Genomic DNA, 22,117 nt, shown 5'->3' on the forward strand with positions numbered 1-22,117 from the left:
TTGCTCTACTTATTTAATCGACGTTCAATCGCATCCATTAACATACCGGTAATAGAAAGTTCTGGGTTTTCAGCTTCAATCTCACGTACACATGTTGGACTTGTGACATTGATTTCAGTTAGTTTATCACCAATAATATCTAAACCAACAAATAGTAAACCTTTTTGTTTTAAAACTGGAGCGATGCTTTTAGCAATCTGCCAATCACTTTCACTCAATGCTCTAACTTCCCCATGTCCACCGGCAGCAAGATTACCTCTGGTTTCGCCTTTTTGCGGGATTCTGGCTAAACAATAAGGAACGGGTTCACCGTCGACAACTAAAACTCGTTTATCACCGTCTTTAATAGCCGGTATGTAGGTTTGAGCCATGCAGTAACGGCTATTATGTTCTGTAAGTGTTTCAATAATTACCGAGACATTAGGATCGCCCGCTTTTATTCTGAAAATCGAGGCACCGCCCATACCATCAAGGGGCTTTAAAATAATATCGCCGTATTCTTGATAAAACGATTTTAGTTGATTGGTTTGACGGGTAACGAGTGTTTTTGGCGTAAATTCAGCAAACCACGCAGTGAATAACTTTTCATTACAATCTCGCAAACTTTGTGGTTTATTTACTACCAGTACACCTTTTGCTTCAGCCCGTTCGAGAATATAAGTTGCATAGATAAATTCAGTATCAAATGGTGGGTCTTTTCGCATCAATATTACGTCGAGTTCACTTAATGGCAGAGTTTGTTCATCTCCCATATCAAACCAGTGAGAATAGTCGTTATGAACGGTTAAAGTACGAGTGGTTGCATAAGCTTCACCGTTTAGTAAGAACAGGTCGTTCATCTCCATATAAAAAAGTTGGTAGCCTCGTTTTTGTGCTTCATGTAACATGGCAAAACTGGTGTCTTTTTTTATTTTTATTTGGCTAATTGGATCCATTACAATACCAAGCTTAATCATGGTAACTCCTTACTGATTTTTATTGGTTTTACTAATACGATATTACGTTGTGCGATTTTATACCGTTTATAAGGTATGTTTGAAACATTATTGATAAATGGTGTTATAAAATAGCATTTAAATATGCTGGCAACTATCATACTCGTTACTCAATGAGATGCAAATAAACATTTATTATCACGCTTTTTTATTGATTATCCCAGATCACCAAAACGAACTTGTAATGCTGTTATGGCTGTTAGCGCCGCTGTTTCGGTGCGTAAAACTCGTGGACCGAGTAATAGGTCAGTAAAATGATATTGATGAGTCAAATTTATTTCGTCATCTGAAAGCCCACCTTCAGGACCAATAAGTAGATTAAGGGTGTTATGTTCGCAAGATAATTGGTTAATACCTTGCTTAGCTTTAGGGTGAAGATTAAGTTTTAGCCCGTCAGTTAAATTTGCACACCAATTTTCTAATTTCATAACTGGATTTATTTTAGGAATGATATTACGTCCACATTGTTCACAAGCAGAAATCACGATTTTTTGCCATTGTTGGACTTTTTTTTCCAGCCGTTCTTCATCGAGTTTGACTCCACAACGTTCAGAAAGTAAAGGTGTAATACTTGCAACACCTAGTTCGACTGATTTTTGGATAGTAAACTCCATTTTTTCGCCACGAGACATGACTTGCCCTAAATGGATATTTAATGGTGATTCACGATCATCTAAAATCAAAGCTTTTGTTGTTACCTTTACAGATTTTTTATTAATCTCGTGTATGATGGCGGGCAAAATATGGTTTGAACCATCAAAAAGGGTAATCTCTTCACCGACTTTCATTCTTAAAACACGAATAAGATGATTGAACGCGTCATTATTTAATTCTATTAGGCTATTTTGGGCTAGAGGGTAAGGTTGAAAAATTCGGGTCATAATGTTCGTTATTTAATATTATTTGCAATAAATTATAGCGTAAATTCTCAATATTCGGTAATCTCTATTTTTACGCAATTAAGCTTTCGGAATTTGAGATAATGAGTGTACAGAGCAAAGATAGGGTATTGATTGAAGGATTAACCACATTAGCAACGATTGGCGTATATGAGTGGGAAAAAACCATCAAACAAAAACTAATACTTGATCTAGAAATGGCGTGGGATAATCAACCTGCTGGCGAAAATGATGATGTTGCACTTTGTTTGGATTACTTTAAAGTGAGTCAAGCTGTAACAAATTTTATCACTTCAACCGCATTTGAATTAATTGAAGGTGTTGCTGAGCGTGTTGCACAATTAATCATCCAGCAATTTGCTGTTAAATGGATAAAAGTCAAAGTCTCCAAACCAAGCGCAATTGCCAATGCAACTAATGTAGCGGTTGTGATTGAACGGACATCTCGTTTTTAATAACATAAGTATAGATTTTATTATGAACAATATACATGATGCCATTTCTAATCAATGCCATCGAACCGCAAAAGGTTTTCAAAATGAACAACCATTTAAAATAAAATTACGGGATATTTGGCGTTGGCATCGACAACGAAAAGTTTTACCACCAAAAATGGGGTACGATGCATTTAGACAAACGTGGTGTGAAAATATAGATTTAACGTTGAGCGGTGACCGCGTATGGTGGATAGGGCATTCAACAACATTAATTCGCTTAAATAACAAAATAATATTGACTGATCCTATTTTTTCACAGCGAGCATCACCTTTACAATGGATGGGACCTAAACGTTTAACCCAAGCTGCAATAAGTATTGATAAGCTTTCTCAGCTTGATTTTATTGTTATTTCGCATAATCATTATGATCATCTAGATTTTACTAGTATAAAAAAGCTTATTGTACGGTTTGCTAATGTTACCCTGCTTGTTCCGTTAGGATTGAAAACTAAATTAATCAAATGGGGAGCAAAGAATGTAATAGAATTGGATTGGTGGGAATCAATTAATATCAATGATATTACGTTTACTGCTACGCCGGCTCAGCATTGGAGTAAGCGAGGCCTAGTTGATACCAATAAAGTATTATGGTGTGGTTGGATGATGCAGTCTAATTGTGATGGCTTAACTAAGACAGTTTATTTTATGGGCGATACCGGATATTCACCCAGTTTAAAAAAAATTAATGAACGTTTTAGCAAAATTGATTTAGCCTTAATTCCAATAGGTGCTTATGCGCCAAGGTGGTTTATGCAATCACAGCATATCGATCCAGCGCAAGCAGTGCAGTTATATGATGAACTTAATTGTCAATCTGCCATAGCTATTCATTGGGGAACATTTGAATTAGCCGATGATCCATTAGATGAGCCTCCTGAATTATTAAGCTCACTTAAGCACTCGCGTCAGTTTTATTTATTGAAAATAGGCGGTAGTTTAGCTATTAATCCCGAGAATTATGAATTAAAATAATATTAATCAACAATAATATGAATAAATTAAAAAAAGCCATTGGCCTAGAATATTGAGGAAACATATGAAATCTAATCTTATTGCATTGTCCTGCTTAGTAATGAGTTTAACTTTAGTTGGTTGTGGTGGCAAAAATGATGAAGGCAAAAAATACCATTGGTCAAAAGCACATGGCGTTTTAGAAGATTGCCGTGGTGTGATGAATAAATCACAACAGTGTGAAACTAACGGTAATAATCAACAATATTTGTTTCAAATAGATAGGTATTAATATGAGTGCTTGGCTCATTTATGCATTATTGTCGGCAATTTCGGCTGCTTTTGTCGCTATTTTAGGTAAAATTGGTTTACAGCATCTTGATGCCAACACCGCAACTGCTATTCGTGCAATTGTAATGGCTATCTTCTTAGTGGGCGTTGTGGTAGTACAAGGTAAACTGAACTTGATTAGTACTTTTTTGAACGACAAAAAAGCGTTATTCATCATTGCACTTAGTGGTATTGCTGGCGCTTTATCTTGGTTGTTTTATTTTATGGCAATCAAAGAGGGCAAAGTATCTCAAGTTGCTCCTATAGATAAGCTGAGTGTCGTTTTTGCTGTTATCTTTGCCGTCATTTTATTTGGTGAAAAAATTTCCTTTCTTGCCAGTATCGGCGTTTTAATGATTGCCGCTGGTGCAATTTTAGTTGCACTATTTTAGTAGTGCATTAAATAGCTCAACGGTAACAAGTTCGCCTTTTTTAACATTGCCCCGTTCTTGTTCAAGCAAAATAAAGCAGTTAGCGCTATTGAACGATTGTGTTATGTGTGATCCTTGTTGACCTGTTGTGGTGACGGCTAACTCACCTTGATCATCAATGTATAGTTTGCCGCGTTGAAAATCCATTCGACCGATACTTTTTTTCAAATCACAGGCAGTTTTGATGGTAAAAGATGTATTGATCGATAAGCGTTGTTGTCCACTTAACATTAAAATTATTGGTTGAACTAATTGATAAAAAGTCACTAATGTTGAGACCGGATTACCCGGTAATCCACAAAATAATGCATCGCCAATTTTACCTAGTGCAAAGGGTTTTCCGGGTTTGATGGCAATTTTCCAAAAATCAATTTCGCCCAATTGTTCTAAAGCCATTTTGGTATAATCGGCATCACCAACTGATACTCCACCACTTGTGATGATTAAATTAGCTTGTTTAGCGGCATTAGATAACGCCTGTTTGATTTGCATGGGATCGTCAGGAATAATACCTAAGTCGATAATTTCGCAGTTTAGTTTTTGTAATAATAATCTTAAGGTGAAACGGTTACTATCATAAATACTAGTGTTATTAGATAAAGGCTCACCAATAGAGGTTAATTCGTTACCAGTAGAAAAAATAGCTACTTTCAATTTTTTAAATACGGTAAGTTGATTAATTCCTAGCGTTGCAAGGGTTGATAGGGTTGGTATGGTTAATTTAGTGCCACACTCAACGGTGATAGCATCTTTTTTTATGTCTTCTCCACATCGACGAATGTTATCACCGCTTTTTATTTCATTTAAAAATGTAATTCCTAAATCCGATTTTTCGGTTTGCTCTTGCATGACAACTGCATCTGCATCATTAGGTAAGGCCGCACCTGTCATAATTCGTAAACATGTGCCTTTTGGCCAATGAAGATTGTCAATATCATCGCCTGCATAAATAACGCCTGCTACTGGTAGAGGTTTTGACTGTTTAATATCTGATAATCTTACCGCATAACCATCCATGGCTGAATTATCAAAGCTTGGCACATTCATTGGCGATATTACCGGTTTTGCCGTTATCCGATCGAGGGAGTCAAGCAAACTCACTTGCTCACAATTGGGTAATTTTACGGATGATATGGCTTGCAGAATTTTTTGTTTGGCTTGTTCAAAAGTGAGTAGCATAAAAATGAGCCTTGCTTAAATTTAAAAATCCATTTTGTTATAACTAACAAGTAGAGTTAACTAGTAAATAGCTTTTAATAAAACATGATTTGTTATCAATTTATGGTTAAATTCGTTTAACAAATCGCCGCCTAATGGCGACGATATAAGCAGGATTAGACATTAAATAAGAAATTCATAATGTCACCATCTTGTACGATATAATCTTTACCTTCAGAGCGCATTTTACCTGCTTCTTTTGCGCCTTGTTCACCACCATATTTAATAAAATCATCAAAAGCGATAGTTTGTGCGCGAATAAAGCCTTTTTCAAAGTCGGTATGAATTTTACCGGCTGCTTGTGGGGCGGTATCCCCGACCGAAATCGTCCATGCACGAACTTCTTTAACACCCGCTGTAAAATAGGTTTGTAAATTAAGTAAGCTGTAGCCTGCGCGAATGACTCGATTAAGCCCTGGTTCAGTTAAACCAAGGTCTTGCATAAATTCATCACGATCGGCATCATCAAGTTCGGCTAATTCTGCTTCAATAGCTGCACAGACCGGTACCACTACTGATTTTTCTTGAGCAGCTATAGCTTTAACTTTTTCTAAATACGGGTTATTTTCAAAACCATCTTCATTTACATTAGCAATGTACATAGTTGGTTTTAACGTTAAAAAACTTAGGTATTTAATCGCTTCGAGTTCTTCTTTACTTAAGTCTAAAAGTAATAATTTTTTCCCTTGCTCTAAATGTGGTAAACATTTTTCAAGGATTTCTAACTCAAATTTGGCCTCTTTATCACCGCCTTTAGCTCGTTTTTGTACACGAGTTATCGCACGTTCACAGGCTTCAAGATCGGAAAGTGCTAGTTCAGTATTGATAATTTCGATATCTTCTGCGGGATCAATCTTACCAGCAACATGGATAATATTGTCGTTTTCAAAACAACGAACGACATGACCAATAGCTTCAGTTTCGCGAATGTTAGCTAAAAATTGATTACCCAAACCTTCACCTTTTGATGCGCCTTTCACTAAACCGGCAATGTCAACAAACTCCATCGTTGTGGGTAAAGTGCGCTGTGGTTTAACAATTTTAGCCAATTCATCTAAACGTGGATCGGGCATAGGTACAACACCAGTATTGGGTTCAATTGTACAAAATGGAAAGTTAGCTGCTTCAATACCTGCTTTAGTTAATGCGTTAAAAAGAGTTGACTTGCCAACATTTGGTAGTCCGACAATACCACATTTAAATCCCATACTTTTAATTACCTTTTATTCTAAAATAGCTTGAAAATAGAGGCTAATTATATACTAAATCGTGCCGATTGTGCCAATGTTCTTAGTGTTGAATGCAAAGTTAACAAAATTATTCGCAGGTTTATTTAATAACCGTGCTTTAGTTGATTGCAACAAGCAAGACCTATATCGCTATTTGTTTATGGTTAATTCTCAACAGTTAAACCGAGTTGATAAAGTTGATTTTTTTTAAGCCCATAAATTTCAGCTGTTATGGCAGCTGCTTTTTTTAGCGGTAACTCTTTTTGCAATAATTTTAAGGTATTAATCACGTTTTCATCGATATCCTCATCGCTTTTAGTGTGACCTTCAACAATCAAAACAAATTCACCTTTTTGACGATTAGTATCTTCATTCAACCAATTAATTAACTCTGCAATAGGGTAACTGACTATGGTTTCCCAAGTTTTAGTCAGTTCTTTGGCAAGCACAATCATTCTTTCATGACCAAATACAGTTTGCATATCGTGTAATGTATCTAACAAGCGATGCGTCGATTCATAAAAAATCATTGTGTGTGATTGATTAACTAATTTAACCAAACTATCTTGCCGTGCTTTCGTTTTAGCCGGTAAAAATCCTTCATAACTGAATTTATCAGAAGGAAGACCTGCAACCGAGAGCGCAGCGATTGCTGCACAAGCGCCAGGAATAGGCACGACTTTAATATCATTTTCACGACAAGCTTTAACTAAATGATAGCCTGGGTCATTAATTAACGGTGTACCCGCATCGGATATTAATGCGATGGATATTCCTGATTTAAGTTTTTCAATCAAAATTTGGGCTTTTTGCTGTTCATTATGATCGTGTAAAGAAAACAGTTTAGCTTTAATCGCTAAATGTTGTAAAAGTAAACCACTATGGCGGGTGTCTTCAGCTGCAATAAGATCAACACTTTTAAGTGTTTCAATTGCTCTTAGGGTAATATCATCCAGATTACCGATAGGGGTTGCAACAATATATAGAGTCATTATGTTAAGTCACATTCAATTTTGGTTGAAAAATACGATAAATATACTATACGAACTAGCATTTTATTGTATATACTCACCACTTTCAAAATAAATCCTATTTAGGATCGAATAATTGATTAATTCAATGTTGGTAAGATATTAATCATATGTAGGGCAATCAACGATATTGTTGAACAACAAATGGTATTTTTGTGCTAAATTAATAGCTAGAAAGTAGAAATTAAATCGAACAATATTCACTACTTTGATTATGACATTGGAACAGCATAATAAATAATCAATATAATAGCTTTTTACGATAAAAGCGATAAAATATGCACATAAAAAATATATGAATGAAGGGTGTTGCTTTGAAAAAGATTCTTACATTAAGTTGTTTAAGTTTATTGATTGTGGCTTGTACACAGTCAAATCCTGCTGAAATTGAAGATATTTCTGATTCATCATCAAGTAATGGTGTGACACAGGGTTATAAAAAACCACCAGCTAATATTTCAACCGGTGGTAGAATATCAACGCCTGTGAGTTCTCCAACAACTTATTCGACGCCTTCATCAAGACCTGTTACTACAACCACAACTAGTGTTCATAATAATGTTTTAACGACTAATGAACGAACCGTTTATAACCGTAATTATGATGAAATTCCTAAAGGTGGTTACAAAGGCGATACCTATACAGTTAAACGTGGTGATACACTATTTTATATTGCATGGGTAACGGGGAATGATTTCCGATCTTTAGCAGCTAAAAATAATATTAAAGAGCCTTATGCTGTCAATGTTGGGCAAGTACTCGATGTGAGTGGCGGCACAACAGTTGTAACACAAACACAAAAGACAACATCTAATCATACTCCTTCTATGGTTTATATGGATGATGATAAGACTACCGCAGCAGCACAAGCCAAAACTAAACCGGTAATGACAACAACCACTACCACGACAACTACAACATCTGGTAATAACCAACCACCTAAAACTACTCAAAAAACTGAAACAGTGACTGAGCCACTCAATAATACGCCTAGCCCTAACATCAGTGCGAGTAGTTCAGCTAACACATTTTTACCAACCTCGCCAGTGTCAAATGTGGCGAATATTGCGTGGCAATGGCCAGCAAAAGGTAAGATTATTGAAAAATTCTCTAATGCAAGCAAAGGTATTGATATTGCTGGTTCATTAGGTGACAAAGTTGTTGCTGCCGCTGACGGTCGTGTTGTTTACTCAGGTAATGCTTTACCCGGTTATGGTAATTTAATCATCATTAAACACAATGATGACTATTTAACTGCCTATGCACATAACCAATCAATTTTAGTAAAAGAACAACAAGCAGTGAGAGCAGGTGAACAAATTGCCACAATGGGTGCAACAGGGACTTCATCGGTAAGACTGCATTTTGAAATCCGCTATAAAGCGCAATCTGTTGATCCATTGAAATACTTATCAAAATAATTAAAGTTTTATGTAAGATTTATTGAGGCATAAAACGCATAATGCACGGTGTGTTCCGTGCATTATTATGAATATAAATTTAACCATTTTATTCTACGAAACAAAGGAGCTATACTCATGGCAGTAAAAAAATTAGTGCTTATTCGACACGGAGAAAGTGTTTGGAATCAAGAAAACCGTTTTTGTGGTTGGACAGATGTTGATTTATCTGAGAAAGGTAAAAAAGAAGCAGCTGAAGCTGGACAACTTCTAAAAAAAGAAGGGTTTACTTTTGATTTTGCTTATACATCTGTTTTAAAACGCGCAATCCATACTTTATGGCATGTTTTAGATGCAGTTGATCAAGCATGGTTACCGGTTGAAAAAAACTGGAAGCTTAATGAACGTCACTATGGTGCATTACAAGGTTTAAATAAAGCAGAAACAGCGGCTAAATATGGTGATGAACAAGTCAAATTGTGGCGTCGTGGTTTTGCAATTACGCCTCCAGCACTTGAAAAATCAGATGAACGTTTTCCTGGACATGATTCACGTTACAGCAAATTACCTGAATCAGAATTACCATTAACAGAAAGCCTTGCATTAACGATTAAACGTGTGCTTCCTTATTGGGAATCAACTATTGCACCACGTGTTGCTAAAGGTGAGCGTGTGATTATTGCAGCGCACGGTAACTCTTTACGAGCATTAGTCAAACACCTTGATAACATCAGTGATGATGACATTATTGAACTAAACATCCCAACTGGTGTGCCGTTAGTGTATGAATTTGATGACAATATGAAAGTTGTTAAACACTATTATTTAGGTAATGCTGATGAAATTGCTGCAAAACAAGCAGCGGTTGCAAATCAAGGTAAAGCTAAATAATTAATATTTAATTTATACTTAAAAAGGTAGGTATAGTACTTACCTTTTTATTATCTTAACAATCTCTTTTTTATCTATTTCACTTTACTTCTTGAGAGTCTTATTTTGTCGAAAATATACTATATTTATGCCGTGATGAATGCGGGAAAATCAACCGAGCTATTACAAATAGATCATAATTATTTAAGTAACAACATGCAGACTTTATTACTTAAGTCGTCTGTTGATACACGTGATTCCGCGGTAGAAATTGTATCGCGATTAGGGTTACGTAAAAAAGCATTATTGCTTGACGATAATAGTGTTGATGAGATCATTGCACTTATCAAAAAAAATAATTATGCCTGTATATTGATTGATGAAAGCCAGTTTTTATCTAAAAGTACTATATGGAAACTATCGGATGTCTGTGATGAATATTGTGTACCTATGATGTTTTTTGGCTTAAAAACCGATTATATGGGACATTTATTTGAAGGCTCAAAAACCTTACTTGAAATTGCCGATAATTTTCGCGAATTAAAAACTGTTTGTTGGTGTGGTAAAAAAGCAACAATGAATTTGCTAGAAGGACAAGATGGTAAAATTGTTAAATTTGGTAATTCAATTCATCTTGGCGATAGTGAGTTCCATTCAGTTTGTCGTAAACATTGGAAAGCAGGTCAAGTTAGGCCAAAAAGCTAATTTCAGCAAGTTTTACTGTATGTGTGTATAACTTTGTCTAACGTTATTTGATTTGAAAAAAATGTGAATGACTTCTCATTTTTACGATATTGTTTTATTGATTCCTTTAATTTTGTGTCATATTAACTGAACCGATTCAGTTTCGTTTTATTCATTATAAGGAATCACTATGAAAATCAAAATTGTTTCATCTGCTCTATTACTTGGTCTGCTTAGCTATAATGCCAGTGCAAAAGAGTTTGTCTTAATCGATAACGAAAAAGGTATTGCAGAAGGTAACTGGTCGATTTCTAGCAAAGATTTGGGTGTAAAAAATGAAAAATTTACTATTCAAAACACGGTGCTTAAAGGCGGTAAACAAGAAGGAACTGAATTACTAACAATAACAAGTGATGTTTTGACTATTAAATTAATTCCTACGCGTGGCTTAGGTATTTTATCGGTAGAAGGTGAGGGGATTCGTTTAGGCTGGGATTCGCCTGTTAATGAAGTTGTTAACCCTAAATTTATCAATTTAGAAAGTCGCGGTGGCATCGGTTGGTTAGATGGCTTTAACGAAATGATGGTTCGTTGTGGTTTTGAATGGACTGGACATGCCGTTCAAGCCGATGGCATGATGTATACGCTTCACGGACGAGCACAAAATACGCCTGTATCAAAATTAATTGTCACAATCGAAGATAAAGCGCCGTATACTATTAATATTAAAGGTCTGATAAAAGAAAACACATTCAAAAAAAGTCATTTAGAAACGTGGGCATCACTTAGCTATGTGCCAGGAAGTAATGATTTTACCGTACATGATGTCGTTACAAATAAGAGTGATTATACCCGCGATTATCAAATCATTTATCATAGCAACTTTGGTACGCCAATTCTTGAAGAAGGCGCTAGATTTGTTGCGCCAGTTAAAGAAATTTCACCTTTTAACGATTATGCAAAAGAAGGATTAGCGACGTGGCAAACTTATTTAGGCCCAACTAAAGGTTTTGATGAAATGGTCTTTAACGTTTATCCATTTGCTGATGCAAATAATCACACACAAGTAATGGTCACCAATAAAGCAGGAGATAAAGCAGCAGGTATCGCTTTTAATACCAAACAATTACCGGTACTTTCGTTATGGAAAAATACCGATACCCTTAAACAAGGTTATGTTACTGGTTTAGAGCCTGGTACCAGTTTTGCCTATCCTGTAACTATAGAGCGAGAGCAAAAACGCGTTCGTCAATTGACACCTGGTCAAAGTACCGAATTTACATTAACGTATAGTTTACTGTCAGGTAAAGATGCTGTAAGCAAATACGAAGCGCAAATTAACGCAATTCAGGGTGAACAACAAACCCAAGTTGTTACTCAACCTATGGCCAAAGAATAACTAACCAATTTTGCTACCAACGCGCAGTTGGTAGCTATCTCATCTATCTATTTTTTGATGTTTTTCATCTCTAAAATTATCATCTAAATAAAAGTAGTTTGAAAATGTATTGCCGGTTGATACTTGATTCGCTTTTAATTGGTAGGTATAGTCGGTAAAATTATGTCTATATATGACTGAAAACTTGAACGATGATTTTACATTGCTAGTGCTAAAATAGTAATTCACTATTTATGTAATTTTACTGAAAGATAAGGATAGAAATGGCAAACCGACGAATAATAATTGGTATTAGTGGTGCAACAGGAATTGCTTATGGTATTAAAGCGCTAGAACTGTTAAAACCGTTAGATATCGAAACGCATCTTGTTATTTCTAAAGCTGCACAAATAACCTCTAGCTACGAAGTCCCCAATATGAGTATAAAACAGATTCAAGCATTAGCAGATAGTGTTTATTCCATTAATAATATTGGTGCAGCGATAGCCAGTGGCTCTTATAAAACTATTGGTATGTTAGTTGCTCCCTGTTCAATGCGCTCTCTATCTGCAATTGCGAATAGTCTATCTGATAATTTACTTACTCGAGCGGCTGATGTGGTACTTAAAGAGCGTCGTCGCTTAGTCTTAATGACGCGAGAAGCCCCATTACATCTAGGACATATTAAAAATATGGAAGCGGTGACATTAATGGGGGGAATTATTTTTCCACCTGTTCCTGCCTTATATCAACATATTGAAAGTGTTGATGATATGATAACGCATAGTGTTGCAAGAGCCTTAGACTTGTTTGATATTGATATGCCATGCCTACCTCGTTGGGGTGAAGATATGCAACTCAACAGTAAAATAATTGAATGATATGACAAACAACAAATTTTGTATGCAACCTAATCGTAAGATCATTGAATTTATCAAAAAACAGCATGTACTTTCGTTAAGTGTGATTTTATCAAATAATCAACCTTGGGCATGTAATACCTTTTATGTATTTGATCAAGAGTTGATGAATTTATATTTTCTCACTGAGCTAAAAACTCAGCATGCTAATGCAATGCTAAACCAGCCGCAGGTAGCAGGTACAATTAGTATTACGCCTAGAACTGTTGCTCAAATTCAAGGTATACAGTTTGTCGCAATAGCAAAACCGCTAACTGATCAACAAGCTATGCATGCTTATTCACTGTATTATCAAGCTTTTCCATTTGCTAAATTAATGAAAGCGCCAATTTGGTCACTGGAATTACAGTACATTAAAATGACCAATAATTTACTCGGTTTTGCGCATAAAGATATTTGGACAAGAAACTAATCTTTTCCCGTCAGGTTAATCAGTTTTTCTATTTTTAGCCGTTTTTATATCCATTCATTTCGTTCAAATTGAGTTTTTTGAATCGCTATTCTTATCCCATAATTCAAATTTACCGCGTTTAAGTAAGATGATTGGCAATCTTTAAAGATTAACCTTGTTATAAAAAAAAATTATAAATATATATAAATATATTATTTAACGAGAAAAATACTATTTTGTATTATACTTGCACACCTTAATTTTTTCATCACTAACATAAATGCGTAAATTAGCCAACCGACTCGACCACTTTTCTGATTCAGTTATCCGCCGGATGACCAGAATTGCTAATGAATATCAAGCTATCAATTTATCACAAGGATTTCCTGATTTTGATCCACCAAAAGAATTGATACAAGCGCTTAAGCAGGCTGCAGAGCAAGGTCCTCACCAGTATGAAATTACTTGGGGGTCAAAAGAATTTAGACAGTTACTGGCTAAAAAGCAGCAAAAGTTGATGAACATTGACATAAACCCCGATGAAAACGTCCTTGTGACCTGTGGCAGTACAGAAGCCATGATGTGTGCGGTTATGACAATTTGTAATCCTAAAGATAAAGTTATCATCTTTTCACCTTTTTATGAAAATTATGGTGCTGATGCGATTTTATCTGATGCTACGCCAATATATGTACCACTCATTCCACCTACATTTGAGTTTGATAAACAGCAGCTTAGACAAGCTTTTGAACAAGGTGCAAAAGCTTTAATCTTATGTAATCCAAGTAATCCTTGCGGTAAAGTTTTTACTAAAGCTGAACTTGACTATATCAGTCAATTAGCCATCGAATTTGATGCTTATGTTATTACTGATGAAGTGTATGAACATATGGTTTATGCCCCGCACAAGCACCTTTATTTAGCCAATTTCCCCGGTATGAAAGAGCGTACTATTAGCTGTAGTTCATTATCAAAAACGTATTCGATTACAGGTTGGCGCCTTGGTTATATTATTGCAGATAAAACTATCATTGATGGCTGTAAAATGATCCATGACTTTTTAACTGTTGGCGCCGCTGCACCATTACAAAAAGCGGCTTGCGCTGGGTTATCATTGGGTGATGATTACTATCGACAATTAACTCAAACCTATACTGAAAAACGTCAACTGTTTTTGCAAGGTTTAGATAAAATAGGTCTATCTTATTATGAGCCACAAGGCGCATATTATGTCTTGGTTGATATTTCGGCTTTTAACCCATTTAAAACTGATTTTGAATTTTGTGAATGGTTAATTAAAGAAGTAGGTGTAGCAGCTGTACCGGGATCCGCATTTTTCAAACATCCTGAGTATCGATATATTCGTTTTCATTTTGCTAAACAAGAACAAACGCTGATTGCAGCTTTACAAAGATTATCCAAATTTAAGGAAAAATTATCATGTTTAAAAAATTAATTGCATTAAGTTTTGCTATTTTATCAACATTCACTTTGCTGACCGGTTGTGATGATACTAAAAAAGAGAATCATATTGTTGTCGGTGTTGCTGCCGGACCTTATGGCGATATGTTTAAACAAGCGATTGCACCAGGACTAGAAAAGAAAGGTTATAGTGTTGAAATTCGTGAGTTTAGTGATTATGTACAACCTAACTTGGCGTTAGCTAATAAAGAAATTGATGCTAATTTATTTCAACATCTCACTTATTTGAATAATTTTAAACAGGCACGCAATTTAGATATTATCGCAATAGGCTTTGTGCCTACCGCTGGTGCGGGTATTTTTTCTAATAAAATTACCGATTTTTCTCAATTAAAAAAAGGTGATCAAGTCACTATTGCTAATGATGTCACTAATGAAGCGCGAGCATTGAGAATTTTGCAAGCCGCAGGCCTTATTAAACTCGATCCAACTGTAGATAAAAATAATCTTACACCTAATAACATTATTGAAAATCCTTATGGTTTAAATATTGTACCAATTGAAGCACCACAAACACCTCGCTCTTTAGATAGTGCGGTATTGTCGGTTGTCAATGGTAACTATGCTATTGGTGCCGGTTTAGATTTGTCTAAAGCACTTTATACCGAAGTTTTAGATAAAGATCTAAAAAATGTTATTGCCATTCGTAGTTCATCTAAAGATACTTTAGGTAAGGACATTATTGATGTACTTAAATCACCTGAATTTGCGCAAGTGATCGAAGATAAAAATGGTATTTTTTATACTTTCCAAAAACCTGACTATCAATTATTTTAATTATGCAACATACACCTTTAATCCAAGTAAAAAATGTATCGGTGCGTTTTGAGGCAAAAGGCCAAATAGTTGAAGCCGTCAAAAATGTTTCATTTGATGTCAATCAAGGCGAAATTTTTGGCATTATTGGCTCAAGTGGTGCAGGTAAAAGTACATTGGTAAGAACGCTTAATCGACTCGCCATACCGTCGTCAGGACAAGTTATTGTCGATGGTGTTGATATTAGCACTTTGAAAGGCCGCCATTTACAGGCCTTTCGTTTTCAAGTCGGTATGATTTTCCAAAATTTTAACCTTGCTTGTTCAAAAACCGTTTATGAAAATATTGCCTTTGTTCTTAAGGCTGCGGGTAAAAAGGGTGATGCCGTAAAAAACCGAGTGAAAGAGCTTCTTACATTGGTAGGGTTGAGCGATAAAGCTTATGCTTATCCTGCCGAGCTTAGTGGTGGGCAAAAGCAGCGAGTCGGTATTGCAAGGGCCTTAGCGAATGAAGCGAAAATATTGCTATGTGATGAAGCGACCAGTGCATTAGATCCAACTACAACCAGTGCTATTTTGGATTTACTCAAACAGCTCAATCAAAAATTTGGCTTAACCATAGTTCTTATTACCCATGAAATTGATGTGGTAAAAAAAATTTGTCATCGGGTTGCGGTAATGTCACAAGGTGAAATTGTTGAAATGAATAACACATTCAATTTATTTGCTTGCCCAAAACAACGCTTTACCCAAAACTTTCTTAATATTGATGAAAATACTCATCTTCCCGATCTTATTAAACAAAATGCTAAAGGTAAATTGGTTAGACTGCGCTATATTAATGAAAATACTACGCAACCTATTTTATATCAATCAGCGCTTGAAACAGGCGTCGCTTTCAATATTTTGCATGGCTTTATCGAGTATTTTAACGAGCAAGCGTTAGGCAATCTAGTGATAGAGTTAATTGGTGATCCCGATGATATCTTGAATCTTATTGCAAAGTTACACAATCAAGGTGTGATTATTGAGGAAATATATTAATGATAAAACTCACCCTTGCTGAAATGGCACAAATGTTATGGCAAGCCGCTTACGAGACTTTTATTATGGTCAGTTGGTCACTGCTTGCTGGTATTTTATTTGGCACAATAATCGGGCTGTTGCTGTTTTTGATGTCTAATCCGTTTTTTTTCAAAAATAGAGTAATGAATAGTATTGCTAACTTTATCATTAATGCGACTCGTTCAATTCCTTTTTTGATTTTAATGGTGACGGTGTTACCTTTAGGTGCTTTATTTGTAGGCACGACTGTTGGACCAAAAGCGGTTATCTTTCCTTTGTCGTTAGCGGCTATCGCTTTTTATGCAAGATTAGCTGAAAATGCGTTTAGTCAGATAGATAAAGGCGTGATTGAAGCGGCAGTAGCGAGCGGAGCATCACATATTCGCATAATTATTGGAATACTATTTCCTGAAGCGATGGCACAATTAATTCGCCATGCAACGGTAACGACAATTTCGCTCATTAGCTTTAGTTCAATGGCCGGTGTGGTTGGCGGGGGTGGAATAGGTGATTTAGCCATTCGTTACGGCTATCAACGTTATGTCACAGAAATCCTGATTTTATGTATTATCATTCTGATTTTTATTGTGATGTTAATTCAATTTTTAGGGGATAAATTAGCTAATCACTTTGATCGCAGCTATAAATAATCGGTATAAACATGAATACAATTACAACTATTATTAAAGATCCTAACCGAATCATTTATCAAAACAATATTCCAAAATCTCACTTAAGTGATGGACTGCAATTGAAATATGGACAAGCTGAACTACTGGTTTATCCAGTAACAACAGCGGAAGTTTCACAAATAGTTCAATATGCCTATTCAAAGGGGATCAATATTACAACGCGTGGCGCGGGTACAAATTTGGTGGGTTCAACCATTCCTAATGGTGGCATTATTATTGATTTATCTTTAATGAACAATATTGTTGAACTGGATAAAGAGACATTCACCATTACTGTCCAGCCAGGCATTTTATTACAAGATTTACAACAATGGGTTGAAAAGCAAGACCTGTTTTATCCGCCCGATCCTGGTGCAAAAAATGCCACTATTGGCGGTAATATAAGTACTAATGCTGGTGGCATGCGTGCGGTTAAATATGGCGTGACTCGTGATTATGTGCAAGCAATAGAAGTGGTCATGGCTGATGGCAGCGTTTTAAATTTTGGTAGTAAAAATGTTAAAGATAATACCGGGCTTTCGTTAAAACATCTCTTTATTGGCAGTGAAGGGACACTGGGTATTATTACGCAATGCACTTTAAAGTTAATTGCTAAACCAAAAGCTTTCGAAACCTTAATTATTGGTTTTAAAAGTATTGATTTAGCTATAGCAAATATCACAACTATATTACAAACGTTAACACCCACAGCATTGGAGTTTGTAGAACGTCAGGTCGCGCAGTGGGGTGAAAGATATTCGGGGTTTCAATTTCCATTACCCAATGCACAAGCCTATCTTATTGTTATGTTAGATGGTGCTGATCACCAGACTATATTACAACAGCGCCAGCAACTACTGGCTAATTTGGCTGATTGTGAACATTTTATTGCAGAAACTGCAGAACAAGCTAGCCAAATCTGGGCAGTGCGCGGGTCACTAGTTCGCGCTGTTGAAGCGGTGACAGAGCAAGATCCTATAGATATTGTTGTACCCATTAATAAAATTGCTGATTTTATTCATTACACCAAACAATTAGAAGCAAAAACCGGTGTAAGAATGTTAGCTTTTGGGCATGCTGGTGATGGCAATATCCATTTATGTCTGTTACGCGATGGTAGAGAGCAAGCGCAATGGCAATGCTTACTTGAACAAGTCCATTGTGCTTTGTATCTAAAATGTCATCAATTAGGTGGTCTTCCTTCTGCAGAACATGGTATTGGTACTGCTAAAGTTAACTATTTTAAGCAGGCCATACCAGAAGAAAATCGCCAATTAATGCAAGCAATTAAACAGCAGTTTGATCATAAAAATATTCTTAATAATCAGGTTTATATTTTGCAAATTTAGATGTTTTTTATTTTTAATTTACTAAAAAGTCTTTGATGATAATCAAAGACTTTTTGTTATTACCTAAAGCAAAGACCTACTAATAAAAATAGGGTAACTTTACAAGTTCAATAAACATCATGACAAAACCCTTTTTTTTACTATAATTTAAACTTGTTTATAATCAATAGGTTAATTTTTAATGTAAAAAAAGGGTTTTTAAGCCTAAAACAAAGATTTATCTTTTGCCCAACAAGCGTTATAGTGTATTGGTTTCTAGTTTAACGCCGTGTAGGTGGTTTAGAAATGCGCTATCGCCGGTATGTGATGGATCGTAACGTTTAACGCCGTGTAGGTGGTTTAGAAACACAATTGCAAGGCGGCGCAATGGTCCAGAGAGTTTAACGCCGTGTAGGTGGTTTAGAAATGCGTATGAGGAATTTTTGACTGAAGCAGTAAGTTTAACGCCGTGTAGGTGGTTTAGAAAGATAACGCCACCAACGAATGGCGCTAACGTGAGTTTAACGCCGTGTAGGTGGTTTAGAAATGGCAGAATAAACGATAACAATGATTGACCAAGTTTAACGCCGTGTAGGTGGTTTAGAAAATGGTTTATTCTGACAATATTCGTCTGCAAGAGTTTAACGCCGTGTAGGTGGTTTAGAAAACGATAACCTTGATCCATAATGTAGCTATTAAGTTTAACGCCGTGTAGGCGGTTATAGTTTTTAAAATTCCATTTAAAGGATGGGATTAACGGTTATGCCAGATTTATCTGAGTTAGATAAGTTGTTTTTGTAATCATTTTAAGGTTATGAATCATCCCTTTACCAATTGCGCCATATTGTTTTATTTATATGATTAAATTAAGTATTCTTGAGTTTAGTCTCTTGCTTGTTTTATGATTTGATAATTTTAGTATGTTATTTGGCCTACATTAAATAGTGAATCTTGGTGGTACACATTACTCTGCTTATTAAAAGGTATTAACTTGTGATGCAGGGCGTCATAAATGCAAAATCTTGTTAAATCCTTTATCAATAATTAACATTCTGGATGAGGTTTTTGAGTACAATTTTTAAGGGATATATGCTAGAGTTGAATCCCTTATTTTTCGACTCAGTAGGGAGGTAGGTCTTGAATCTTTCACCTAAAGCGTTTCATTATTTGGGCGTAATTGCTACTATCGCTTCACTTGGCATGTATGTTTCTTATATTCCACAAATCATTGATAATCTTCATGGTTACAAATCTAATCCCACTCAACCATTGGCTGCAGCAATAAACTGTTCGTTATGGGTTTGCTATGGCTTATTGCGCGAAAAGAAAGATTGGCCAATTGCTATTGCCAATTCACCGGGCGTCATCTTTGGCTTAATGGCTTTTTTCACCGCTTTATAAATCGTATTATTTATTAAACTACAGTGAAATCAAGCTTAATTCCTGTAGTTTTCCTCTCCTTTTTCTCTTAATTGTGCTATCGTTGATTATGTTGAGTTCATATTTTTAATAAAGTTTGAAATTAATACAGCAGTAGGTTAATATTTAACCTTGCAAATAAATTAAAATAAATCAATATAATACGGAGTTATCAACAGGTTTGTTAAATACTTATCAAAGAGTACAGTGAATAATTTGCTAGTTATCCCCTTTTAAGATTTTTAGCGTTGTGCAAAACTTGTTCATTGTCATGTTGTTTATATATTATTATAGTAAAAGTGATGAACTTGATTTTTCTATCTGGATTTAAACTTTAAAAAATTTTTGATAAATGTTAGTGGTTCAATTAGAGACGTTGTATTAGCAAAGTAGTACCACAAATCTTGGCAAGATGATCGTCTTGCTGGGTAAAAATCGCGATAAAGGAAGGAAATATTATGACAGAAATTAATCTTTCAGATGAGTTAATAAAAGACTTCATTTATTCAGTTTATCGAAAAGAAGTATTGTTAAATTTAGATGGGGTGGTTTTAACTGAAGATGATCGAAAAACGTTACATGAAAAACGAGATTTTGTTAATAGCTTGAGCGAAACAGAACTAGCTAATATCCGATCCTGGATTATCAATAAATTAAAATCATTGGAAGATAAACATCATTAAAATTACGTTAGTTTACTGCGTTTTAAACGGGCTAACTTTCCTATTATTTTAATAAAAAATATTTTTTTATCTTTATCAAAAACACTATAGACAGATTAACCAATAGTTTTATAATGCACTCGATAAAATATCATTTATAAAAAAGGAAATAATATGAAAAAGTTAGCCTTTGTTTTATTAGTTAGTCTACCAATGATAGCTAGTGCATCAAACTGTGATGAGATCAGCGCTAATATCGCAGAAAAAATCAAAAATAATGGTGTTGAAGCCTCTCAATTTCAATTGAAACTTGTTTCATCAAATGAACCTCAACAACAAATTGAAGGGCAAATTGTGGGGTCTTGTGATCGTGGTCAACAAAATATTGTCTATGTGCGTTATGATGCTGCTAGCAAATCTGTAAAAAGCACAGATAAAAAAGCTGTTGATGCCAAGTCTCAACCTGAGCAATCAAAAACAGAAACAGTAGCACCAACTACAACAGCACCAGTTGATTCTAGTGAACAGCAAAAAACGGAAAACCAAACAAGTCCTAACCAAACATCAGAATCAACCACTAACTAGTAATGTTGATAGTAAAGCGTCGATTAGAATTAAACATGAAATACCCAAAGCGAGCTTTTGTTAATTTAGTTGTTTAATTTACTTTTCGACGCTGCTAATTAATTCACTATGTTTTGGGCTCAAATTTGCCCATTGCATCTGATTTGCTTAATTCCGACAAAATGGGTATTTAATGGGTAAAATCAGTTTTAAGCCTTTATAAATTGATTATTTAAGTAACAGTATTTTATGTTTTCATTTTATTCCCTTATTGATTCATGCCAGACAGATTGGAATAGTTATATCCAGCATGAATTTATCGAACAACTTGGTAAAGGAACGTTAGATAAGTCTTGTTTTCAACACTATTTAAAGCAAGATTATCTATTTTTGGTTAACTTTTCGCGGGTTTGGGGACTTGCAGTTTATAAAAGCCGTAATCTTTTAGAAATCAAACAAGCATTACATAGCCTTAAAGCTATTGTTGAAGTAGAATTGGATTTACATATTCGTTATTGTAAACAATGGCATATCACTGAATCAGAATTAACCCGTTTAGTTGGAGCCAAAGCTAACATTGCTTACACCGATTATGTTTTAGATGTAGGCTTAAAAGGTGATATTCTTGACTTACATATTGTTTTAGCGCCATGCTTGATCGGTTATGGCATGATCGCAAATTGGATAACAGCCCAGTCTTGGTATAATGCAGAAAATAATCCCTATATAAGTTGGATCGACATGTATTGTGGTGATGAATTTCAAAAAGCAGTGCAAGATGAAATCAATTGGATTAATGATAATTTATCTAATATCAATGCAGAACGTTTTGCACAGTTAAAAACCATTTTTAAAACGGCAACCCAGCTTGAAGCTGGTTTTTGGCAGATGGGATTAGAAAAAAGCTGTTAATGATTATCATACTTCACCAATAATGGCAAAGTAT

At 35.3% G+C, this 22,117-nt stretch carries 24 protein-coding genes and 1 CRISPR repeat array; of the genes, 19 read left to right on the forward strand and 5 right to left on the reverse strand.

The features are described 5' to 3' along the window. Window positions 1–5 precede the first annotated feature (5 nt). Together gshB and rsmE are read right to left on the reverse strand one after the other, a co-directional pair. Window positions 6–956, reverse strand: coding sequence for a glutathione synthase (gshB, locus tag A9G03_RS05815; RefSeq protein WP_065798668.1), 951 nt, complete (start codon window positions 954–956; stop codon window positions 6–8). Between the two features lie 194 nt (window positions 957–1,150). After that, complete coding sequence (gene rsmE / locus A9G03_RS05820) at window positions 1,151–1,876, reverse strand: 16S rRNA (uracil(1498)-N(3))-methyltransferase (RefSeq protein ID WP_065798669.1); 726 nt, start codon at window positions 1,874–1,876, stop codon at window positions 1,151–1,153. 101 nt (window positions 1,877–1,977) lie between these two features. Between rsmE and folB the strand changes: the two genes are divergently transcribed. The 4 genes from folB (at window position 1,978) to A9G03_RS05840 (ending at window position 4,065) form a co-directional block, all read left to right on the forward strand. Beyond that, window positions 1,978–2,349 (forward strand): dihydroneopterin aldolase, encoded by a 372-nt coding sequence (gene folB / locus A9G03_RS05825; protein ID WP_065798670.1) that lies wholly within the window; start codon window positions 1,978–1,980, stop codon window positions 2,347–2,349. 22 nt (window positions 2,350–2,371) lie between these two features. Continuing rightward, a complete protein-coding gene (locus tag A9G03_RS05830) occupies window positions 2,372–3,364 on the forward strand; it encodes an MBL fold metallo-hydrolase (RefSeq protein WP_065798671.1) in 993 nt (330 codons plus the stop codon). 64 nt (window positions 3,365–3,428) lie between these two features. Continuing rightward, window positions 3,429–3,635 carry a hypothetical protein gene (locus A9G03_RS05835; protein WP_065633386.1) on the forward strand — a complete coding sequence of 69 codons (207 nt, stop codon included), beginning with the start codon at window positions 3,429–3,431 and terminating at the stop codon, window positions 3,633–3,635. A gap of 1 nt (window position 3,636) precedes the next feature. Next, a complete protein-coding gene (locus A9G03_RS05840; RefSeq protein ID WP_065633385.1) occupies window positions 3,637–4,065 on the forward strand; it encodes an EamA family transporter in 429 nt (142 codons plus the stop codon). On the opposite strand, the gene moeA is transcribed toward A9G03_RS05840, so the two are convergent. The 3 genes from moeA to rsmI all read right to left on the reverse strand — a co-directional run bounded on the left by moeA (window position 4,057) and on the right by rsmI (window position 7,543). Then, the gene (gene moeA / locus A9G03_RS05845; protein ID WP_065798672.1) at window positions 4,057–5,283 is read right to left on the reverse strand and encodes a molybdopterin molybdotransferase MoeA; all 1,227 of its coding nucleotides are present in this window, start codon (window positions 5,281–5,283) and stop codon (window positions 4,057–4,059) included. The genes A9G03_RS05840 and moeA overlap by 9 nt on opposite strands. Window positions 5,284–5,438: 155 nt before the next feature. Further along, entirely contained in the window at window positions 5,439–6,530 is a 1,092-nt protein-coding gene (gene ychF, locus A9G03_RS05850; protein ID WP_065798673.1) for a redox-regulated ATPase YchF, read from the reverse strand. 185 nt (window positions 6,531–6,715) lie between these two features. Next, a complete protein-coding gene (rsmI, locus tag A9G03_RS05855) occupies window positions 6,716–7,543 on the reverse strand; it encodes a 16S rRNA (cytidine(1402)-2'-O)-methyltransferase (protein ID WP_065633382.1) in 828 nt (275 codons plus the stop codon). Between the two features lie 353 nt (window positions 7,544–7,896). On the opposite strand from rsmI, the gene nlpD reads away from it, so the two are divergent. From nlpD to tenA, 15 genes are all read left to right on the forward strand, one after another. Then, the gene (gene nlpD / locus A9G03_RS05860) at window positions 7,897–9,003 is read left to right on the forward strand and encodes a murein hydrolase activator NlpD (RefSeq protein WP_218837096.1); all 1,107 of its coding nucleotides are present in this window, start codon (window positions 7,897–7,899) and stop codon (window positions 9,001–9,003) included. Window positions 9,004–9,120: 117 nt separating this feature from the next. Continuing rightward, window positions 9,121–9,873 carry a 2,3-diphosphoglycerate-dependent phosphoglycerate mutase gene (gene gpmA / locus A9G03_RS05865; protein WP_065633380.1) on the forward strand — a complete coding sequence of 251 codons (753 nt, stop codon included), beginning with the start codon at window positions 9,121–9,123 and terminating at the stop codon, window positions 9,871–9,873. 105 nt (window positions 9,874–9,978) lie between these two features. Next, on the forward strand, window positions 9,979–10,557 hold the full coding sequence (locus tag A9G03_RS05870) for a thymidine kinase (RefSeq protein ID WP_065798675.1): 579 nt from the start codon (window positions 9,979–9,981) through the stop codon (window positions 10,555–10,557). 169 nt (window positions 10,558–10,726) lie between these two features. Further along, on the forward strand, window positions 10,727–11,935 hold the full coding sequence (locus A9G03_RS05875; protein WP_065798676.1) for an aldose 1-epimerase family protein: 1,209 nt from the start codon (window positions 10,727–10,729) through the stop codon (window positions 11,933–11,935). Between the two features lie 263 nt (window positions 11,936–12,198). Next, window positions 12,199–12,795, forward strand: coding sequence for a UbiX family flavin prenyltransferase (locus A9G03_RS05880; protein WP_065633377.1), 597 nt, complete (start codon window positions 12,199–12,201; stop codon window positions 12,793–12,795). A gap of 1 nt (window position 12,796) precedes the next feature. Beyond that, window positions 12,797–13,246: a pyridoxamine 5'-phosphate oxidase family protein gene (locus A9G03_RS05885; RefSeq protein WP_082209408.1), complete on the forward strand. Its 450-nt coding sequence runs from the start codon at window positions 12,797–12,799 to the stop codon at window positions 13,244–13,246. 259 nt (window positions 13,247–13,505) lie between these two features. After that, window positions 13,506–14,681: a pyridoxal phosphate-dependent aminotransferase gene (locus tag A9G03_RS05890; protein ID WP_065634050.1), complete on the forward strand. Its 1,176-nt coding sequence runs from the start codon at window positions 13,506–13,508 to the stop codon at window positions 14,679–14,681. Further along, window positions 14,666–15,484 (forward strand): MetQ/NlpA family ABC transporter substrate-binding protein, encoded by an 819-nt coding sequence (locus A9G03_RS05895; protein WP_065634051.1) that lies wholly within the window; start codon window positions 14,666–14,668, stop codon window positions 15,482–15,484. The genes A9G03_RS05890 and A9G03_RS05895 overlap by 16 nt, the downstream gene beginning before the upstream one ends. Before the next feature lie 2 nt (window positions 15,485–15,486). Beyond that, window positions 15,487–16,506 carry a methionine ABC transporter ATP-binding protein gene (locus A9G03_RS05900; protein ID WP_065634052.1) on the forward strand — a complete coding sequence of 340 codons (1,020 nt, stop codon included), beginning with the start codon at window positions 15,487–15,489 and terminating at the stop codon, window positions 16,504–16,506. Further along, window positions 16,506–17,177: a methionine ABC transporter permease gene (locus A9G03_RS05905; RefSeq protein ID WP_369126354.1), complete on the forward strand. Its 672-nt coding sequence runs from the start codon at window positions 16,506–16,508 to the stop codon at window positions 17,175–17,177. The genes A9G03_RS05900 and A9G03_RS05905 overlap by 1 nt, the downstream gene beginning before the upstream one ends. 11 nt (window positions 17,178–17,188) lie before the next feature. Then, on the forward strand, window positions 17,189–18,547 hold the full coding sequence (locus tag A9G03_RS05910; RefSeq protein ID WP_065634053.1) for an FAD-binding oxidoreductase: 1,359 nt from the start codon (window positions 17,189–17,191) through the stop codon (window positions 18,545–18,547). 257 nt (window positions 18,548–18,804) lie between these two features. Continuing rightward, window positions 18,805–19,193: direct repeats of the CRISPR family, unit length 29 nt; unit sequence AGTTTAACGCCGTGTAGGTGGTTTAGAAA. Between the two features lie 470 nt (window positions 19,194–19,663). Next, a complete protein-coding gene (locus tag A9G03_RS05915; protein WP_081297501.1) occupies window positions 19,664–19,927 on the forward strand; it encodes a SemiSWEET family transporter in 264 nt (87 codons plus the stop codon). 476 nt (window positions 19,928–20,403) lie between these two features. Continuing rightward, window positions 20,404–20,628 (forward strand): hypothetical protein, encoded by a 225-nt coding sequence (locus A9G03_RS05920; RefSeq protein ID WP_065634167.1) that lies wholly within the window; start codon window positions 20,404–20,406, stop codon window positions 20,626–20,628. A gap of 153 nt (window positions 20,629–20,781) precedes the next feature. Next, complete coding sequence (locus A9G03_RS05925) at window positions 20,782–21,192, forward strand: DUF1161 domain-containing protein (protein WP_065798677.1); 411 nt, start codon at window positions 20,782–20,784, stop codon at window positions 21,190–21,192. 228 nt (window positions 21,193–21,420) lie between these two features. Further along, on the forward strand, window positions 21,421–22,083 hold the full coding sequence (gene tenA / locus A9G03_RS05930; RefSeq protein WP_065798678.1) for a thiaminase II: 663 nt from the start codon (window positions 21,421–21,423) through the stop codon (window positions 22,081–22,083). Window positions 22,084–22,117: the final 34 nt, after the last annotated feature.

The organism is Gilliamella sp. wkB171, from assembly GCF_001693755.1.
In the GTDB taxonomy this organism is placed as follows: domain Bacteria; phylum Pseudomonadota; class Gammaproteobacteria; order Enterobacterales; family Orbaceae; genus Gilliamella; species Gilliamella apicola_F.

Bases quoted from the DNA above. Each gene is read 5' to 3' on its own strand.
- gshB (WP_065798668.1), bottom strand. From the start codon at position 956: ATGATTAAGCTTGGTATTGTAATGGATCCAATTAGCCAAATAAAAATA.
- rsmE (WP_065798669.1), bottom strand. From the start codon at position 1,876: ATGACCCGAATTTTTCAACCTTACCCTCTAGCCCAAAATAGCCTAATA.
- folB (WP_065798670.1), top strand. From the start codon at position 1,978: ATGAGTGTACAGAGCAAAGATAGGGTATTGATTGAAGGATTAACCACA.
- A9G03_RS05830 (WP_065798671.1), top strand. From the start codon at position 2,372: ATGAACAATATACATGATGCCATTTCTAATCAATGCCATCGAACCGCA.
- A9G03_RS05835 (WP_065633386.1), top strand. From the start codon at position 3,429: ATGAAATCTAATCTTATTGCATTGTCCTGCTTAGTAATGAGTTTAACT.
- A9G03_RS05840 (WP_065633385.1), top strand. From the start codon at position 3,637: ATGAGTGCTTGGCTCATTTATGCATTATTGTCGGCAATTTCGGCTGCT.
- moeA (WP_065798672.1), bottom strand. From the start codon at position 5,283: ATGCTACTCACTTTTGAACAAGCCAAACAAAAAATTCTGCAAGCCATA.
- ychF (WP_065798673.1), bottom strand. From the start codon at position 6,530: ATGGGATTTAAATGTGGTATTGTCGGACTACCAAATGTTGGCAAGTCA.
- rsmI (WP_065633382.1), bottom strand. From the start codon at position 7,543: ATGACTCTATATATTGTTGCAACCCCTATCGGTAATCTGGATGATATT.
- gpmA (WP_065633380.1), top strand. From the start codon at position 9,121: ATGGCAGTAAAAAAATTAGTGCTTATTCGACACGGAGAAAGTGTTTGG.
- A9G03_RS05875 (WP_065798676.1), top strand. From the start codon at position 10,727: ATGAAAATCAAAATTGTTTCATCTGCTCTATTACTTGGTCTGCTTAGC.
- A9G03_RS05880 (WP_065633377.1), top strand. From the start codon at position 12,199: ATGGCAAACCGACGAATAATAATTGGTATTAGTGGTGCAACAGGAATT.
- A9G03_RS05885 (WP_082209408.1), top strand. From the start codon at position 12,797: ATGACAAACAACAAATTTTGTATGCAACCTAATCGTAAGATCATTGAA.
- A9G03_RS05890 (WP_065634050.1), top strand. From the start codon at position 13,506: ATGCGTAAATTAGCCAACCGACTCGACCACTTTTCTGATTCAGTTATC.
- A9G03_RS05895 (WP_065634051.1), top strand. From the start codon at position 14,666: ATGTTTAAAAAATTAATTGCATTAAGTTTTGCTATTTTATCAACATTC.
- A9G03_RS05900 (WP_065634052.1), top strand. From the start codon at position 15,487: ATGCAACATACACCTTTAATCCAAGTAAAAAATGTATCGGTGCGTTTT.
- A9G03_RS05905 (WP_369126354.1), top strand. From the start codon at position 16,506: ATGATAAAACTCACCCTTGCTGAAATGGCACAAATGTTATGGCAAGCC.
- A9G03_RS05910 (WP_065634053.1), top strand. From the start codon at position 17,189: ATGAATACAATTACAACTATTATTAAAGATCCTAACCGAATCATTTAT.
- A9G03_RS05920 (WP_065634167.1), top strand. From the start codon at position 20,404: ATGACAGAAATTAATCTTTCAGATGAGTTAATAAAAGACTTCATTTAT.
- A9G03_RS05925 (WP_065798677.1), top strand. From the start codon at position 20,782: ATGAAAAAGTTAGCCTTTGTTTTATTAGTTAGTCTACCAATGATAGCT.
- tenA (WP_065798678.1), top strand. From the start codon at position 21,421: ATGTTTTCATTTTATTCCCTTATTGATTCATGCCAGACAGATTGGAAT.